The 18289-nt window shown below is 30.7% G+C and carries 18 protein-coding genes; all 18 read left to right on the top strand.

Annotation, left to right across the window (positions count from 1 at the left end):
- The first annotated feature begins 34 nt into the window (after positions 1-34).
- The 18 genes from esaA (at position 35) to AL499_RS04155 (ending at position 17983) form a co-directional block, all read left to right on the top strand.
- On the top strand, positions 35-3055 hold the full coding sequence (esaA, locus tag AL499_RS04240; protein ID WP_002493036.1) for a type VII secretion protein EsaA: 3021 nt from the start codon (positions 35-37) through the stop codon (positions 3053-3055).
- Positions 3055-3489, top strand: coding sequence for a type VII secretion protein EssA (gene essA / locus AL499_RS04235; protein ID WP_002459616.1), 435 nt, complete (start codon positions 3055-3057; stop codon positions 3487-3489). Before esaA ends, essA begins: the two co-directional genes overlap by 1 nt.
- Positions 3486-3728, top strand: a complete 243-nt coding sequence (locus tag AL499_RS04230) for an EsaB/YukD family protein (protein ID WP_002459615.1) — start codon at positions 3486-3488, stop codon at positions 3726-3728. The genes essA and AL499_RS04230 overlap by 4 nt, the downstream gene beginning before the upstream one ends.
- A 13-nt stretch (positions 3729-3741) precedes the next feature.
- Positions 3742-5055, top strand: a complete 1314-nt coding sequence (gene essB, locus AL499_RS04225; RefSeq protein ID WP_002493023.1) for a type VII secretion protein EssB — start codon at positions 3742-3744, stop codon at positions 5053-5055.
- A 21-nt stretch (positions 5056-5076) separates the two neighbouring features.
- Entirely contained in the window at positions 5077-9522 is a 4446-nt protein-coding gene (gene essC / locus AL499_RS04220; protein WP_172412356.1) for a type VII secretion protein EssC, read from the top strand.
- 11 nt (positions 9523-9533) lie between these two features.
- Positions 9534-9821: a TIGR04197 family type VII secretion effector gene (locus AL499_RS04215; protein ID WP_002493026.1), complete on the top strand. Its 288-nt coding sequence runs from the start codon at positions 9534-9536 to the stop codon at positions 9819-9821.
- Between the two features lie 13 nt (positions 9822-9834).
- Positions 9835-10239, top strand: coding sequence for a YwqH-like family protein (locus AL499_RS04210; RefSeq protein ID WP_002493045.1), 405 nt, complete (start codon positions 9835-9837; stop codon positions 10237-10239).
- 15 nt (positions 10240-10254) lie between these two features.
- The gene (locus AL499_RS04205) at positions 10255-11826 is read left to right on the top strand and encodes a T7SS effector LXG polymorphic toxin (protein WP_002493032.1); all 1572 of its coding nucleotides are present in this window, start codon (positions 10255-10257) and stop codon (positions 11824-11826) included.
- Between the two features lie 11 nt (positions 11827-11837).
- Positions 11838-12509 carry a DUF5079 family protein gene (locus AL499_RS04200; RefSeq protein ID WP_002493037.1) on the top strand — a complete coding sequence of 224 codons (672 nt, stop codon included), beginning with the start codon at positions 11838-11840 and terminating at the stop codon, positions 12507-12509.
- A 2-nt stretch (positions 12510-12511) separates the two neighbouring features.
- Positions 12512-12964 (top strand): DUF5085 family protein, encoded by a 453-nt coding sequence (locus AL499_RS04195; RefSeq protein WP_002493038.1) that lies wholly within the window; start codon positions 12512-12514, stop codon positions 12962-12964.
- Positions 12957-13412 (top strand): DUF5085 family protein, encoded by a 456-nt coding sequence (locus tag AL499_RS12270; protein WP_002493034.1) that lies wholly within the window; start codon positions 12957-12959, stop codon positions 13410-13412. The genes AL499_RS04195 and AL499_RS12270 overlap by 8 nt, the downstream gene beginning before the upstream one ends.
- A gap of 4 nt (positions 13413-13416) precedes the next feature.
- The gene (locus AL499_RS04185; RefSeq protein ID WP_002493028.1) at positions 13417-14019 is read left to right on the top strand and encodes a DUF5080 family protein; all 603 of its coding nucleotides are present in this window, start codon (positions 13417-13419) and stop codon (positions 14017-14019) included.
- Positions 14020-14166: 147 nt separating this feature from the next.
- A complete protein-coding gene (locus AL499_RS04180) occupies positions 14167-14766 on the top strand; it encodes a DUF5080 family protein (RefSeq protein ID WP_002479285.1) in 600 nt (199 codons plus the stop codon).
- Between the two features lie 125 nt (positions 14767-14891).
- Positions 14892-15479, top strand: coding sequence for a DUF5080 family protein (locus AL499_RS04175; protein ID WP_002493024.1), 588 nt, complete (start codon positions 14892-14894; stop codon positions 15477-15479).
- Between the two features lie 79 nt (positions 15480-15558).
- Positions 15559-15924 (top strand): cystatin-like fold lipoprotein, encoded by a 366-nt coding sequence (locus AL499_RS04170; protein ID WP_037540634.1) that lies wholly within the window; start codon positions 15559-15561, stop codon positions 15922-15924.
- 154 nt (positions 15925-16078) lie between these two features.
- On the top strand, positions 16079-16285 hold the full coding sequence (locus tag AL499_RS04165) for a hypothetical protein (protein ID WP_002479282.1): 207 nt from the start codon (positions 16079-16081) through the stop codon (positions 16283-16285).
- Between the two features lie 211 nt (positions 16286-16496).
- Complete coding sequence (locus tag AL499_RS04160; RefSeq protein ID WP_037555300.1) at positions 16497-16991, top strand: TIGR01741 family protein; 495 nt, start codon at positions 16497-16499, stop codon at positions 16989-16991.
- 320 nt (positions 16992-17311) lie between these two features.
- Entirely contained in the window at positions 17312-17983 is a 672-nt protein-coding gene (locus AL499_RS04155) for a DUF5079 family protein (protein WP_002492879.1), read from the top strand.
- Positions 17984-18289: the final 306 nt, after the last annotated feature.

Below are 18289 nucleotides of genomic sequence, written 5' to 3'. Positions count from 1 at the left end.
ATCATTAATAAGTGTGGATTGAAAGGACAAAAAAATGAAAAAAGAATACTGGATCTATACTCTTATCTCAATTTTAATCGTCGCGATTGCCATTATAGGATTTTTTGTTTTTGTACATTTTAAATATGGTGACCAATCAGGACAAAGTCATAAGAGTGAAACAAAAAATTATGAAGATATACATATAGCGATTGTCAATGAAGACCAATCGACAACATATAACGGTAAGAAGATTACGCTAGGGGATACATTTGTTAAGAAATTATCTAGTCAAACGAACTATAATTTTGAGACGGTTACGCGTAATATTGCTGAAAATGGCTTAAAAGATGGTAAATATCAAGTCATGATCATTATCCCTGAAAACTTTTCTAAATTATCGATGCAATTAGACAAAAAGAAACCAGCCAATATGGCGATTCAATATAAAACAGCAGTTGGACAAAAAGAAGAAGTTGCGAAGAAAACTGAAAAAATTGTCGCAAGTATTTTAAATGATTTCAACAAAGATTTAATTAAAATCTATTTAACAAGTATTATCGACAATTTGCATAACGCTCAGAAAAATGTTGGCGCAATTATGACACGTGAACAAAACGTTAATCAAAACTTTGCCAATTATTTGTTGAATCCGCTCAACGATTTTCCAGAATTATTTACTGATACATTAGTCAATTCTATTAATGCGAACAATGATATTACGAAATGGTTACAAGGTTACAATAACTCTTTATTAAGTGCGAAGCCAGAAGCGTTTAGCATTCAATCTGATAATGATGTGTCATCTATCGTCGGCAAACAAGCAGAATATTTCAATGCGCATCAGTCTTTATTAGAGGATACACTTGATGATATGAAATCACGAGATAAAGATGTGAATATCTCAGATTATATTAATCAATTGAAACAAGTTGATAGTAAGTTAGACCAACAACATGAAGCGCAACAACGTACGAAAGATGACTACCAAAAATCATATCAAGACGCTTTAAATAAAGTGAAAGATGAAGTGAAAGCACAAGAATCACCATTTACGGAAGATATGATTAGAGACTATCGTCAAAAATTGACTGTCTCATTACAAGAACAATTGAAGAATAATCAAGATTTAAACGATATCGTGGATCAAATGAAACAAGACCAACAAAAAATACAAGATACGATGGCTAATCAATTGAGAAACGCTATTGAAAACGACCAGTCTGGTCAAGATGAATTTTATATTAGAAAGTTAACAAATAAAGATATCGCAGACGCTGGATTATCTGAGAAAGCTACTAAAGAATACCAAGAAATTTTAAAAGAAGTAAATCAATATAGAACAAGCTACAATGTGAAGCATCTTGATAATCCAATTAAACAAGAAGATTATCACGGTGAAATTAGTGCCACAGATACATCGAAATTAGAAACTGAAGGTACGACGTTTGAACGTCAAGAGGATATCAAATCTAAAGATATTAACCATTTAACAGTATCAACAGATCCTAACTTTGATTTTAGCGGTGATATTTATATCAACGGTAAGAAATACGATATTAAAGATCAAAATGTCAAACTGGATACGACAGTTAAAACATACCATGTTAAAGTCAAAGGTGTGGCCAAACTTAAAGCTGATGCACAACATAAAGAAGATTTCCTTAAAAATAAAACGATGAAGCTACAATTGTTATTCGGCCAAGCCGATAATGATAAAGATGAACCAAAAGCGAATGTCGTTGATTTATCTATCAACAATCATTTAGATGGCAAATTAATCAGTGGCGATTTAAATCAACAACTCCGTTCACTTGATCAATTCAAATCTAAATATGACATCTATAAAGACGTTGCAATCGATCCAAATGATATCAAGATTGATAATAAAGCAATTGTCGATATGATGGTTAATCAAGTTATTAAAGATATGGAAAGCTTTAAAAATGATAAATCAGCATTACTAAATCAATTAGATCAATTAAATCAACAGTCTGATAAATTTATTGATGATGTCATCAATAATCAAGACCAAGTTGCACAGAATAAAAAAGACATCAGCACGTTACTTGATGATTTATCAAAAGCTGAAAAATTATTAAGTGATGAACCTGAAACACCAAAAATCAATGAAGAAAAAGGTAAAGAATTTACAACGATATCAACCGATTTAGATAAACAAATTAGTGATTTATCTGAGCGTAGTACGAAGTTACTTTCAGATAGTCAAAATTCTAAATCAACTGCCGATGACATTAGTGGTGAATTAAACAAACTTGATGACAATGTTGGCAAGCTTCATGCTAGCGGACGTGCATTAGGTGTTAGAGCTAACAACTTAAATGAAGTGATGAATAAAAACGATAAAGAAAATCGTCTCTTCGCTAAAGACTTTGAAAACGTCTTGAAAAACTCTAAAGAAGGCGATCGTCAAAACGAAGTGTTAAAAGACTTTATGAGTAATCCAATTCAGAAGAAAAATCTGGAAAATGTGTTAGCAAATAGCGACAATCACAACACATTCTCACCAACAATTCTAGTATTGCTCATGTACTTAGTTTCATTAATGACGGCATACCTATTCTATAGTTATGAACGCCATAAAGGCCAAGTGAACTTTGTTAAAGATGAATTTAGCAAACATAATCACTGGTGGAATAAAGGTATTGGTGCAGGTATTGTTACTGTTGCTGGCTTAGCAGAAGGTCTCATTATCGGTTTGATTGCCATGAATCAATATGAAGTTATGGCAGGATACCGTGCGAAGTTTGTCGGTTTAATTATCTTGACAATGATTGTCTTTGTACTCCTCAATACGTACTTATTGAGACAATTAAAATCCATCGGTATGTTTATCATCATTGTCATACTTGCCTTATACTTTATTGACATGAATCGCAATAACGCAATACTTGCAGCGATTTCACCATTATCACATATAGATAAAGTGTTCTATAACTACTTGAATGCAGAACATCCAGTTGGCATGGCAATGTTAATCCTTGCAGTACTTGCCATTATTGGATTCATCTTAAATATGTTTATTAAGCACTTTAAGAAAGAGAGGCTCATTTAATGCTCATTGAAGGCTTAACCATGATGACGCTATTAACTGCCAATCCACATCAAGGTGATTTAGATATAAGAGTCGATGATGAAGATCAACAAAATGTGAATAAAGATATCAAAGAATACGATACAACGCTCTTTGATGATGAAAGTAAAAAAATAAATCAACGCATTAAAGAACAACAACAGAATAAAGATTCAAATATAAAAAATAATTTGTTTCAAAAACAAGCGGGCAATAAGTCCCGCTTGGATGAAACAAAGCATGTATTGTTTTCAAACAAGAATTTGAACAAAACAGCGGAGAGTGATAAAAGCCCTTATTTACAAGACAAACAAAAGAAAAATTTCTTTCCATATATCTTGTTAAGTATAGGGGCTTTTTTAACTATAGGATTTATGGTATTTACCATCCAGCGAGGGAGAAGGGTTAAACGATGAGCCAGCATAAAAAAGTGACATTTGATTTTTCAAACTATCAACACGGAAGCTTTGATTTAGCAGTTCCCATATTTATTCCTATCAAACAACTAATACCACTGATTATAGAAAGTTTAGATTTAGAAATATATGATTATAAAAATCAAATAAAAGTGACCACTAAGGATCGCTTATTACTAGAAAATGACCGACTCGTGGACGGCAAAATTGCAGATGGAGATATTCTGAAAATATTGTAGGGAGAATCAAAAGATGGCAAAAAACAAAGCTGAAGAACGAAATGAGCAAGACGTAATTAAAGAAACAAAGCATGAACGCGAAGATATGCGAGAGATTCCTAAATCCTCGATTAAAGATGAACATTATCATTTGATGTATTTATTAGAACAGCAAGACAATGCATTTTTAAATGCGAGGCTGACTGAATTAAGAGATAGTTATCAAATTCATTATGATTTGTCACAACATCACACGCCATTTTCAGAAATAAAGACCTTCCCTAAAAATGAAAAAATGCGTTATTTGTTAAACATTGCCAAGCTCGAAGATGTGCTGAAAACACGTTACACCTTCATCTTATCGCCACAAGAATTATTCTTTACGAAAGATGGATTACCATTATTAAAGACACGTGGTTTGAAAAATATTGTCGAACCCCTTGCCTTATCGGATGAAGAGTTTCTTGCGCGTTACAAAGCACTGATTATCACGGCATTTAATGACAAAGTCACATTCGATTCTTTAGTAGAAGGTAATCTTGAATTACATAAAGGCACACCGTTTGAAAAGAAAATCATTGATATTGCGACGTTAGATGAATTAAAAGCCTTTTTAGTTGAACAATTTGATAAACAACAATCAGATTATCGTCGTAACTTCTCATATGTGAAGAGAAGAAACTTTACGATTTTCAAAGCTATTGCCATTACAATGAGCGTAATTGGTGTTATTTTACTAGCAATACTTGCTTATCTGTACTTTTCAGTAATGAAAAATAATGCTCAGATTGAAAAAGGTTATAAATCATATGTGAAATCGAATTACACACAAGTGCTCAATGATTACGATGATTTAAATGGTAAAAATTTAGACAAAGAAGCGTTATATATCTATGCAAAAAGCTATGTTGAAACAAATAAACAAGGCTTGGAAAAAGATAAAAAAGAGAACTTATTAAACAATATTACACCAAATTCGAATAAAGATTATTTACTTTATTGGATGGAATTAGGTCAAGGTGACTATGACGAAGCACTTAATATTGCCACATATTTAGATGATAACGATATTACTAAATTAGCTTTAATCAATAAATTAAATTCAATCAAAAATAATGCTAACTTATCAAACGATAAACGTTCAGAAGAAACGAAAAAATATAACGATAAATTACAAGATATTTTAGAAAAAGAAAAACAAGCTAAAGAAGAATCTTCCAAAGAAAAAGAAGAAGCAGCTAAGAAAAAAGATGAAAAAATAAAACAACAAGAAGAAAATGAGAAGAAACAAAAAGAACAAGCGCAAAAAGATAAACAAAAACGTCAAGAAGCAGAACGGAAAAAATAGTATAGGATTGAGGGCAGAATGATGCATAAATTGATAATACAATATAATGACCAATTAAAAATGCTAAATCTCCAAGATGATAAAACTTATACTATCAGTTCGGATGACAAAGCAGATATCACGCTAAAGCATTTGCCAGAGGCCATTCATATTGAACAAAATGAATTTGGCGCTTGGCAAGCCAATCATACGACCTTGTTTAAAACATTGGTGCGTAAAGTTGCAGATGGAGAAGTGACATTAAAACTTTATGGTCAAGAACATTTACATTCATTCATGTATCCATCACTTAAAGAAGTGATGACGATAGGTAACCATGCATACGATGACTTAAAGATAAGTGGCGCGACCAATGTCATTATTTTAAAGGATATTCATCGCATTAAAGAACAACACTATATTAAAATCATTCATGATAACGCAGCTGAAGTCTTTATCAATTACGATAAACAACATAATAAAGTGGATAGAGCTTATGTCGGCGATCACTTGTTTATTGACGACATGTGGATTGAAATTAGAGAAGATGGTATCAACATCTTGTCACATGATGATATTGAGACGGAACTTATTCGCAGAAATAGCGATAAGTTTGAAAATTATACGATAGAATCAAATGATTACCATCGTTCACCGAGAATTATTCATCGTGAACCGACAGATACCATTAAGATAGAGCGCCCACCTCAACCAATTCAGAAGAATAACTCTATGATTTGGCGCTCCATCATTCCGCCATTAGTGATGATTGCCTTGACGGTTGTGATCTTTTTAGTACGACCTTTAGGTGTCTATATTTTAATGATGATTGGTATGAGTACAGTAACCATCATCTTCGGTATTACGACATACTTTTCAGAAAAGAAAAAGTATAAGGAAGAAGTTAAAAAGCGGGAGAAAGATTATAAAGACTATTTGGATGAAAAATCAACAGCGATTAACCATGCCATTAAAGATCAACGCTTTAGCTTGAACTTTCACTATCCAACGTTGGCAGAAATTAAAGAGATTGTTGACAGCAAAGCACCAAGAATTTATGAAAAATCACCACAACATCACGATTATCTTTACTATAAATTAGGGATTGCAGATATTCAAAAGTCGTTCAAAGTGGATTACTCGGAGGAAGAATTTAATCAGCGCCGTGACGAACTGTTTGACGATGCGAAACGCCTGTATGAATTCTATGAAAATGTCGAACAAGCACCATTAACTAACGACTTAACCCATGGGCCTATTGCCTACATTGGGACACGCCGTCTAATCTTAGAAGAACTCGAAAAAATGATGCTGCAACTCGCGACATTCCATAGCTATCATGATCTAGAATTCTTATTAGTGACGCGTGAAGATGAATATAAGAAGTTGAATTGGTCACGTTGGTTACCACATACAACATTAAAAGCGCTGAACATTAGAGGTTTCGTCTATAATCAACGTACACGCGACCAAATATTGACATCCATTTACAGCATGATTAAAGAGCGCATTCAAACCGTCAGAGAACGCAGTAGAAGCAATGAACAAATTATTTTTAAACCGAATTTAGTATTTATTATTACGGATATGTCATTAATTATTGATCACGTTATTCTTGAATACGTCAACCAAGATTTATCAGATTATGGTATTTCACTTATCTTTGTTGAAGACGTGATTGAAAGTTTACCAGAACATGTAGAGACGATTATCGATATCAAATCTCATACAGAAGGCGAACTCATCATGAAAGAAAAAGAATTAGTGAAAACGCCATTTGTACCTGAAAGTATGGAAGGTATTGATAAAGAATATATCGCACGACGCATTGCCAACTTAAATCATGTTGAGCATATGAAAAATGCCATTCCAGACAGTATTACATTTCTACAAATGTATCAAGTCAAGGATGTGAATCAACTCAATATTGTACAGCGTTGGCAACAAAATGAAACATTTAAGACGATGGCAGTGCCCCTCGGTGTGCGTGGGCAAGATGACATTCTAGAGCTGAACCTACATGAAAAAGCACATGGGCCACATGGTTTAATTGCAGGTACAACAGGGTCAGGTAAGTCAGAAATCATCCAATCTTACATTCTGTCACTTGCAGTGAACTTCCACCCACATGAAGTGGCATTCTTATTAATTGACTACAAAGGTGGGGGAATGGCGAACCTCTTTAAAAACTTAAAACATCTTGTGGGAACGATTACCAACTTAGATGGAGACGAAGCCATGCGTGCATTAGAGTCCATTAAAGCCGAATTGCGCAAACGTCAACGTTTATTTGGGGAGTTTGATGTTAACCACATTAACCAATATCACAAGTTATTTAAAGAAGGCGTTGCGACAGAACCGATGCCGCATTTATTCCTGATTTCCGATGAATTTGCGGAATTAAAATCAGAACAACCAGATTTCATGAAAGAATTAGTATCAACTGCACGTATCGGTCGATCATTAGGGATTCACTTAATCTTGGCCACACAAAAGCCATCCGGTGTGGTTGACGATCAAATATGGTCGAACTCTAAATTCAAATTAGCCTTAAAAGTACAAGACCGTCAAGATAGTAACGAAATATTAAAGACACCAGATGCTGCAGATATTACGTTGCCAGGTCGTGCATACTTACAAGTAGGGAATAACGAAATTTATGAACTATTCCAATCCGCATGGAGCGGTGCAGTGTATGATACTGAAGAAAATGTTATCGAGACAGAAGATAAAACGATTTATGCTATCAATGAATATGGTCAGCTCCAAGCCATCAATAAAGACTTAAGTGGTTTAACCGATGCTGAAGCGCAACCAACACAAACCGAACTCGAAGCGGTCATTGCCCATATTGAAGAAATTACAGAACGCTTAAACATTACAGAAGTGAAACGGCCATGGTTACCACCTTTACCAGAAAATGTATATCAAGATGAGTTAATGACGACAGACTTTAAAGCACTATGGAGTGATCAACCAGGTGATGTCGAATTAACACTTGGTTTAAAAGACGTGCCAGAAGAACAATTCCAAGGGCCATTAACCCTAAAATTAAAAGCGTCAGGACATATTGCCTTAATCGGAAGTCCAGGATACGGACGCACGACATTCTTACACAACATTATTTTCGATATTGCACGTCATTTCAGACCAGATCAAGCCCATATGTATTTATTTGATTTCGGTACAAACGGCTTAATGCCAGTATCCGATATCCCACATGTGGCGGACTTATTCACGATAGACCAAGAAGATAAAATCACAAAAGCTTTAAAACGCATTAACGAACTCGTATCAGAACGTAAACGCTTATTAAGCCAACAACGCGTCGTTAATATCGAACAATATAAACGCGAAACACAAGACAATGTACCAAACGTCTTTATCATGATTGATAACTACGACGCCGTTAAAGAATCACCATTAATGGAAGCCTATGAAGATATGATGATGAAAGTCACACGTGAAGGTTTAGCGTTAGGCATATACATTATCCTAACAGGTTCACGCTCAAGTGCGATTAAATCCGCAATCTTCACCAACATTAAGACACGCGTTGCTCTATATTTATTCGATAACAATGAGTTAACCAACATCATTGGTTCATACAAAAAAGGCGTTAAAGACATGAAAGGCCGTGCAGCCATCAATGATGATAACTTCACCCAATTCCAAATTGCACAGCCATTCAAACTAGCAGAAGGTGAAACGTACAATAACCGTATCAAAGATGAAATCGCTCAAATGAACGAACACTATGTTGGCGATTATCCAAGTCATATTCCAATGATGCCAGAAAAAGTATTGAAATCAGAAGTAATAAAACGCTATGATATAAACACAATCATCAAAGAAGATTACAAACTTCCATTAGGATTAGACTTTGAAGATGTCGAGTTAGTGAGCTTGGATTTAAAATCACCAAGTATTATCGCAGCTAGAGCACCAAAAGATTTAGACTTAATAAATCAAGTTGTTCTAGAGGGTATTAGTCAGTTAAAAGAGCAAACGACAACAATTTTAATTGATGCAGACGGTAATATGTCAGATAAAGAGAAATATGTGCGTTCTTATTATACACAACCCGAAGAATTAATTTATATCAAACAAGGATTTAATGTTGAAATAAAAAAACGTCTTCAAGGCCAACGTGATATTAAAGATAAGAAAATAGTAATAATTAATAACTTTAAAGAATTTTCGACAAAAACAGGTATTACTGAAAATGATATCCGATTAATGTTTGCTGAAGGACCTAAGGTCAACGTTTATATTATTATAACAAGTATGTACAATGATATTCTTGGTACTTTTGACAAAGTAACTAAATTAACTAAGCAAATCATTAATCAAGCAATCATTGTATCTCGATTATATGACCAAGAATTTTTACCAGCAAAATCAACAAATAGAGAACCATTATTAAAACCTTATGAAATGTATTACTTTAACGATAATGAATATCAAAAAATTAGGTTATTAGAGTAGGAGTGAATAATATGGGAGAAATAAAAGTAGAAACAGGAACAACATCGTCTAAAATTAGTAATATTACATCAGCAGGGACTGCCATGCAATATGATGCAATTAATGATAGTCTAGAAACAACAAATATTAGCCCATTTGTAGAGTTCGCTGCTGCTAGTGAATCGCTCTCTAAAGCTATTGCTAACTATAGTACAATCGTTACTCAAGATGCCAAAGCTATGCAAAGTGCAGTGAATGATTTTAATGACAATGATCAATATATTGCCGGACAAATTAATAATAGCCAAGGATTGACTTAAAGGGGGAATTGAGGTGTCTAATAAAGCAGAACTTCGTAGTAGAAAAGCTAAATGTGTATCTGAAAAAAGTAGCAAACTAAGTGATTTGTCAGATTTAAAAGCAGATAAAAAAAGACTTGAGCATGCTATTAAGTCAGCAGAAGGTATACAAGAAGACTTTAATTCGGAACATACAACATATAAAAGTATTAAAATAACAAAGAATGAATGGTCAGGGGAAACAAGAAATAAAGCTGACAATAAAAAAGATGATTTAGATAATGAAATTAAAGACTATAGTGATAAATACGATCATATTCTGGAACAAATGAATAAAGATTTGGAAAAAATAGAGAAAAAAATTAGTGGTTTAGAATCAGATATTGCAAGTTTAAATAGTGAAATTGCTAGTATTGATAGAGAACTTGGTAAAGACTAAGGGAGGTATTATACTGTGGATAATAAAGTTAGAATGTCAGAAGTTCATGCATTACAAAAGGCTGTGAACAGCTCATTAAGCAGTTTGTTAAGCAATGGAAAAACATTAAAAAATAACTTAAATCAACTTAAAAACGATGATAATTTTAAAGGGCAAACTGCTAGTAGTATTAATGCCTATAATGATAGTTTTCATATTGAAACAATACATCGAATTGAAAAAATAAAATCTGAATTTGAGTCTAAATTTAAAAGTGCAGTTGATAGCTTTCATTCAAATGTAGATAACGATCATAGTGCTATCCTTGATGCAGAGAGAATGGAAAATTATAAAGATGATATTAAAAAAGCAGTTAATAACATCGAACAAACAAAAACTAGAATGAATAGTACGATAAATGGAGTACATGATATTACAGATGCAAAAACCATAACGGGCCACTCTGTCAAAGAAAAAGGGACAGCATTAACTAACTTTATAGGTGATACGGTATCAGATTTTAAATCTTTTCAGGGTAAACATGACATGGATGGAGCAGAATTGCTAGATATGATAACGCCGGTAGCTAAAATGACATCTAAGGTCAAAGATATGCCTGCTGATAGATCTACAATCGCAGGAAAGGCTGTAATTATAAAAGAACAATATAAAATATATTCAAAAGATAATCAGTTTACTCAATTAAAAAAAGAATTAGACAAATATAAAAATGCTGCATATGGTGGTAATAAGGCAGCGAAAACAACTAAAGCATTTTTAGAAATAAAAAATCAATTATTAGCTGCATATATTGCTGGAGATGGAAATTTTTATAAAGGAAATGAACTTTTAAAAGCTGGCAAGATAGGAAGTTTAGGGAAAAGTAAATTAAAATTAATTAATGCTACTTTGCATACAAATATTGAAAATATCCAAGGTAAACGTTTGCTTAAAGCAGCTAACTTTTTATTAAGCAAAAAAAATATGAAAATGAGTGATAAATTAGTAAATGCGTTAAAAATGACTCGAAATTATGATGATGTTGAATTTAGAACAATACAAAAAGAAATGAAAAAATACACAGCTAAAAATCCCTTAAAACAAGGGTCAAAATCATTCTTAGATAAAGTATTGGATCCTAAATTAAAAGAAGCTTTAAAGCACCCTAAAAAAATGACTTTACAGGAAATTGAAGAGTTCAAAAGTCTTAATTTATTGGGCAAAGGCGGTAAAATTTTAAAATATGGTGGTAAAGTTTTAGGTCCTCTAGGAATTGCAGCTATTATTGCGACAAACGCTATGAGTAATAAGTCAAAACAAAGAAAAATTGTTGATACAACTGTTGATTTAGGTGCAATGGGAGCTTCAACAGCAACAGGTATGGCTGTAGGGACTGCCATAGGAGGTCCTATAGGTGCAGCAGTTGGAGCAGGAGTTGGTGCTTTAACAGGTATTGCTACCGAACTTAAGGTTTTTGGTGGTAAGTCTCTAACTGATATTGCTAAAGATAAAGCAAATGAAGCAGTTAGTCGGTTTAGAAATTCAAAAGCCGGTGAAATGACAGGTAAATTTTTAAAATCTACAACTGTATTTGGATTATTTAGTTAGGAGGAATAATAATGTCAACATCCGAATGGATTGAAGATATAAGAAAACCCGCAGTACAAATAATAAGTTTCTTTTTGCTAGGGTTTATAGGTTTATCATTTGTTGTATTTATTATGGATGCCAAAATCGAGGATATGTACTTAGGTTTAAAAATTTCAATAGTTGCGGAACTGCTTATTATCTTAATTGGTATTATTATGTGTAAGGATTTTTTTAACTATTCATATGTCAATGATTTAAACAAGGTAAGAAGATATACTAAGTTTCTAACGATAATTAATGTAGTAGGTACATATAATGTGATATTTGTAACTCATAATGTCTTTTATACACTAGCATTGCAGTATGAAGCTAATTTAGAAAAAGTATGGCTTTGGAGCTTTTTATTAGTAGTAAGTTTTTGCATTGTAGATGCAGTGAGTAATGTTTTTATATTGATAAAGTTGGAAAATGTAGAAAAAATTATTAGTGGAAAAACAAAGTCGATGATAGGAATAATATTGAAATTATTTGCACAGCTTATTTTTGTCGAAAAAATAATTGAATATATGTCTGTTCCAGCTTCTGATGAAAATAGATTTATGATATTAGCGTCTATTATTGTTATCTTTTGTATGAACTTTGCGGCCTTCTTATTTGTAAAAAAATATGCTGATTTTAAAATTGAGGTATTGGAGGATTAAATATGCAATTAGATATGTTAATTATGCCGAACTTAGCAAAAATGGAATTTTCAATGAATCCAGAATATTGGGAAGATGAAATGTCACGAATTCAATCATTTTTTATCTCAAATGATATTTATACTACTGGACCAATTATCTTTTCTAAAGAAGTAACAGGATTAGATGAAGTAAGCTATACAACATATATTGCGCTGAATGATGAAATCGAAGCTATACCAGAATTGAATATTGAATATGTTCCTTCTTTAGAAGTTTTTCCTACAATATCTCATCGATGCTTTGAGGATGCTGATCTTGATCAAGTATATCAGGACATTAAAGACTATGCTGCTGAAAATGATGTGATTTTAAGTGATAAACCTTTTTATCATGTTGCAGTTAATTATTTTGATGGTCAAGTCTATGAAATTCATGCTGAAATTGATGTAGATGGAGTTGAAATAGATGAATAAGATGGGATATTCAACTATGATGTATCGAAATCTTGTATACAAAGAGTACATAGATATTGAACTAGATATGACGAAAGATTATATTCAAGAATTTTATCGAAGCGTAGAAAAAAATAAGTTGCATAAAAATGGACCACTTATTATTGTTTATACTCAAATTATGAAAGATGAACGTGTGAATATTCTATTTTATTTACCTGTAGATAAACCGTTCAAGGGTAAAGAAACACTTAAATTCCGCTCATACTTGTACATTGATCAAATGTTACATGCTAGGATGATTGGAAATGATTATGAGCAAGAGGAAGTTAAAGCATTAAATGAGATAGAAGAACATGCTAAAGAAAATCATTTAAGAAAAATACCTCCTTATTATCATATAATTAATGAAATTAACGATTATTATTGGGTAGATATAAAAGTTAAAGTAATGGAAACGAGAGGATAAGTATGTGTACGTTTTACTAATAATTGTCATTTTTGGATTTTACTATTTACTTTATTATACTGCAGTGCTGTGGTCTGAGCGTTTGGTACTTAAGTCTACGCTTATATACATCGTTAGTGGTATTTTATTTTCAATCCCTTTTATTTTTATGCCAAACAATCAGAAATCCGTAGATACTTATGTAGTAATATTGTTTTTGGGCGTTGTATTTTATGGTTTTGCAGCAATTAATGCACTATGGAAAAGGCCATTGAAAATTAAATTTGAAGTTTCAACAAAATATAGCAATCAAAGTATTTCACAATGGAAATATGGTCAAATTGAGAGTATGAAGATTAATTTGCAATTATCAAAATATAGATTATATATTTCTCTTGGTGTATTAGCTGCATTATTTATTGCAGCTAAAATATTAGTTACACCTGATATGGTAGATGTGATTGTTGAAATTGTTGAAACGTTATTCATCATATTATTTTTTGTTACTATAGTATTTTTCGTAATCGATATCGTTTTATGGATTAAAAGAGGAAAATTCGCTTTTATTACGATTAAACCATTATTTATCATGGCATTAATTATTCTTTTAGTTTGGTTTTTACCATAGAAAAAACGGTTAATAGTTTAAATAATAAAGATGAAGTGTGTATTTAAGTAGGTTTAAATCAACATCATAATCATATAACAAATAAAAGCGATGGTTTTCATTGAGTAAATACATAAGTTGGAGTAATGGAATCGAGAGGATGAGTATGTGTACTTTTTATTGTTAATTGTTATTATGGGGTTTTATCCTGTACTTTGCTTTACGACAGTCATGTGGTCTAATCGTTTAGTGATTTTACCCACGATTGCTTATATGATTAGTGGTGTATTATTTGTAATTCCTTTTATTTTTACACCAAAAGATCAGAATTCAATAGATAATTACTTACTAGCTTTATTATTTGGTATTGTATTATACGGTTTTGTAGCAATTAATGCACTGTGGAAAAAACCAGTGAAAGTAAAATTAGAAAATTTAAGGAGACCTACCGGAATAATTGAAAATACCAATGAAGATAAAATTGAAGAAATAACAATGAATCTACAGGTATCAAAATATAAATTTTACATAGCAAGTGGTACATTAGCAGTTTTATTTTTTGCGACTAAAATATTTGTTACACCAGAAATGAGAGTTGGAGCACTTGAGAGTATTGAGACGATATTTATTCTGTTACAGTTTATGATTATAGTGTTTTTTGTGATAGATATTTATATATGGTTAAAAAATAAAAGATTTGTATTTATTACGATTAAACCACTATTTGTTATCGCTTTATTAATTGTGTTAGCTCGTTTTTTACCGTAATAGGTTATATAAGTTTTAAGATGGTTCACTAGTTATTTATTCGTATTATTAAGCTGTATTTAATCTTCATCTAACAAAAACGGCAAACAATATATTATCAATTTAAGACAGTCAGGAGAAATAGCTTGGTTATTTTTGTTTTTATTACAATATTTATATTATATTGGTTTGTGGCATTTATCAGTATATTAAAGACGGAAGCATTTTCGTTATTAGGTTTATTCATGGACATTATTGTATTAGTATTATTATTAGTCTATTACTTTATTGGAGACCACTTATATAATAATGATTTGAAAAATTTCATTATGTTTATGCATTTTGGTTCATTTACATATATGTATTTTGCGATTAAATTCTTTTGGATTAAACCCAAAGTATTAATCTATTTAGTTAATAAAGATGCTAACCCAGAGGATGAGTCGTTAGAAGAACAAGAAATTGATATTCAAACGTCACGGGTTCGTGCTTTATATTATTTTATTATTTCAATTGTCTTATTTATCATTACTAAAATAAGACTTACACCAGATATTAAAGAAGATTCCTTATCAATGAACCCTATGTTTATTTTTATTGGTATGATTATCACAATAATATGGTTTATTATTGATTGTTATCGTAAGAAGAAATATCGTATATTTTTATTTAAAACTATTGTTCCATTGGTAGTTACATTATGGATCATTATTGTAACGTTAATATTGCAATAAATATTAATGTTTAAATAGACAATATAGTAATTTATTTAATCAAAATGATTAAAAAGGAGTAATACAAACGAAAAAGGTCATGACGGCATTACTCATATTTGCTATAGTCTTAGCTGGCTGTGGTAAAGGAGATAAATACGACAAAGATATTAATAAAGTGTATAAAGAACAAGAAGACTTTAATGATATATTAAATTCATTGGACATCGAAAAAGCAGATAAAAAAATAGATAGAGATGATAGCAATACATATGTTTATGAAGATGGTAAAGTCATTATTATTGGTATAAAACTAACTAAAAAGGCAGACAGAATTAATTACTTTATCTATAAAATTAAAAAAGGAAAACCAATATTAGATGTGGATGAAAACCCAATAAAATACAAGAAGAATCACAAAGCTGATTATGAGGAAGAAAATCTGAAAGTGAAAGAAGAAAAATAGTAGATTCTAGAAATAATAAATATTACAGGTTTTAAATCGTAAAATAAAGTGGAAAAATGTTTGTTGTATATATAAATTTATTTAAAAATATCATATAATGATAGCATCAAATGTATAATTTAATTTGATTGATAAAGTATGAAGGAGAATTGATATGGAAGAAAAAGGTAAAGCTTTAAAAATATGGGCTTGGGTATTCATGGTCCTATCATTGGTCATTTTCTTATTCGGCATAGGTTCAATTATCTGTAGTTATAAATACAAACAATATAATGAAGAAAAAGGCGCAAAATTATTACAAATAGCAATTATTGTTACGGCAATAACAACTGTTTTTACTATTAGCAGACTTTTTATGTAATAAACTAACTAAATATTAGTTTAAACTTACTATGAATGAAAGAGATTAGACAAATAATCCTTGTTTAATCTCTTTTTTTAAAGTTTAATTATATTTATAGACATCTAAATTAAAACGAATGCTATAACCGTCTGCTTTATATTAATATTGATATGATAATCAAGCATTGAGTAATATAATTGTATTACAGATCAATTAGGAGTGATTGATAGTGAGTTTTGAAAACAAGTTAAATAAACAATACAATAAAATAGCGAATTATGTGAGTGATATGATTCCAGGTCCATGGGAGAAAGTAAATTTAGTTGCATATATGGAAGAATATGCTAGTGAAGTGTTTTTCTTTTTTACAGTTCCACAGAAAGATGAACTTTATTATTCACAACATATACCAAAAGATTTTGGTGTGTCTAAGAAAGAATATGTAGACAGTTTTTTTAGATTATGTGATTTATATGATGATTTAAATGCAATTTTTATTAAATATGGTCAAGAACCATTTGGCACGTGTGAGTTTGACTTTACCATTGAAGGTAACTTAAATGTCTCTTTTGAGTACATAGATTGGAAAGCATCAAATTTTTCTCCAAGTGAAAAATTTGATTATTATCGATATAAAAAATTTGGCATATTACCTAAATTTCAATATCAAATTGATGATCTTCATGCGGTCGAAAAGTATGTAAAAGAAAGTCAGGAAAAATAAAACATTAACAAAGCAATTATGCAAAAGAAGATTAGACAAATAGTCCTTGTTTAATCTTTTTTAAGTAATTAAATTCACTTACAATATAAATAATGCTCATTAACCAAATTACATTTTAGATAATCAATATTTGAATCAAAGTTTAACTTATAAAAGCATAATGAAGATAATAAATTAATTTTAGTATAAATAACGCAACTGTGAGAAAAATAAAAATTATAGATATAACTATCTATTCAGAAATTCAAAATTTGGTTAAATCACAATAAAGTTTTTAAAATCTACAGAAGCATTAGGAATATTAGGTTAGGAGGGGTATCGTGTCAAAAAATGAATTGATGGACGATATAAGAAAACCAACAGCACAAATCATAAGTATTTTTTTATTATGCATGATAGGAGTCTCGTTTATAGTTTTTATCGATGATGCAAAATTAACAGATGTATATTGGGGATTAAGAATTTCAATACTATTTGAAATCTTAATTGCAATAATGGGTATTATTCAGTTTAAAGATTTCTTTAATTATTCAAATATTAATGATTTAAATAAGGTGAAGCAATATACTAAATTTTTAACGATAGTTAATGTTTTGTGTACATATAATTTTATTTTTGTTGCTCACAATTTGTATTATACTCTAGCGTTACAGTATGAAACAGATTTAGAAAAAATATGGTTTTGGAGTATTATATTTGTTATCATTTTTTGTGCTATAGATGCAGTGAGTAATGTTTTTTTATTAATAGATTTGGGAAATTTAGAAAAATTTATTAGTGGAAAAACAAGGTCGATGATAGGTATAATATTGAAATTATTTGCACAGCTTATTTTTGTCGAAAAAATAATTGAATATATGTCTGTTCCAGCTTCTGATGAAAATAGATTTGTAATTATTGTATCTCTTCTCATAATTTTTTGTATAAATTTTGCAAACTTCTTATTAGTAAAAAAATATGCTGATTTTAAAATTGAAGTATTGAAAGATTAGAATAGCAATTAGGTATGCTGATTTTAGAAAAAATTGAATTTCCAATGAATTCAGTATTATTAAAGAGAATAAATGTCACGAATCTAATCTTTTTGCCAATATTATTTATATTATAGAGGCAAGCATCTTTTTTAAGAAGTAACAGGATTAAATAAAGTGATTTCGGTCACATATATTATGTTAAAATTATATAAAAAATGTAAAATTGTTTTTTGCTGTTTATGAGTTTGAAAAATTACAATAAACAGAGACTTAACATGAAAAATTTTGTAGATCAATACGAAGTAAATTACAAATATATAAAAA

Origin of the sequence: Staphylococcus lugdunensis (assembly GCF_001558775.1) — a bacterium.
In the GTDB taxonomy this organism is placed as follows: domain Bacteria; phylum Bacillota; class Bacilli; order Staphylococcales; family Staphylococcaceae; genus Staphylococcus; species Staphylococcus lugdunensis.
Note: the sequence above shows the minus strand (reverse complement) of the source record. Positions and strands in the feature narration are given on the sequence as shown.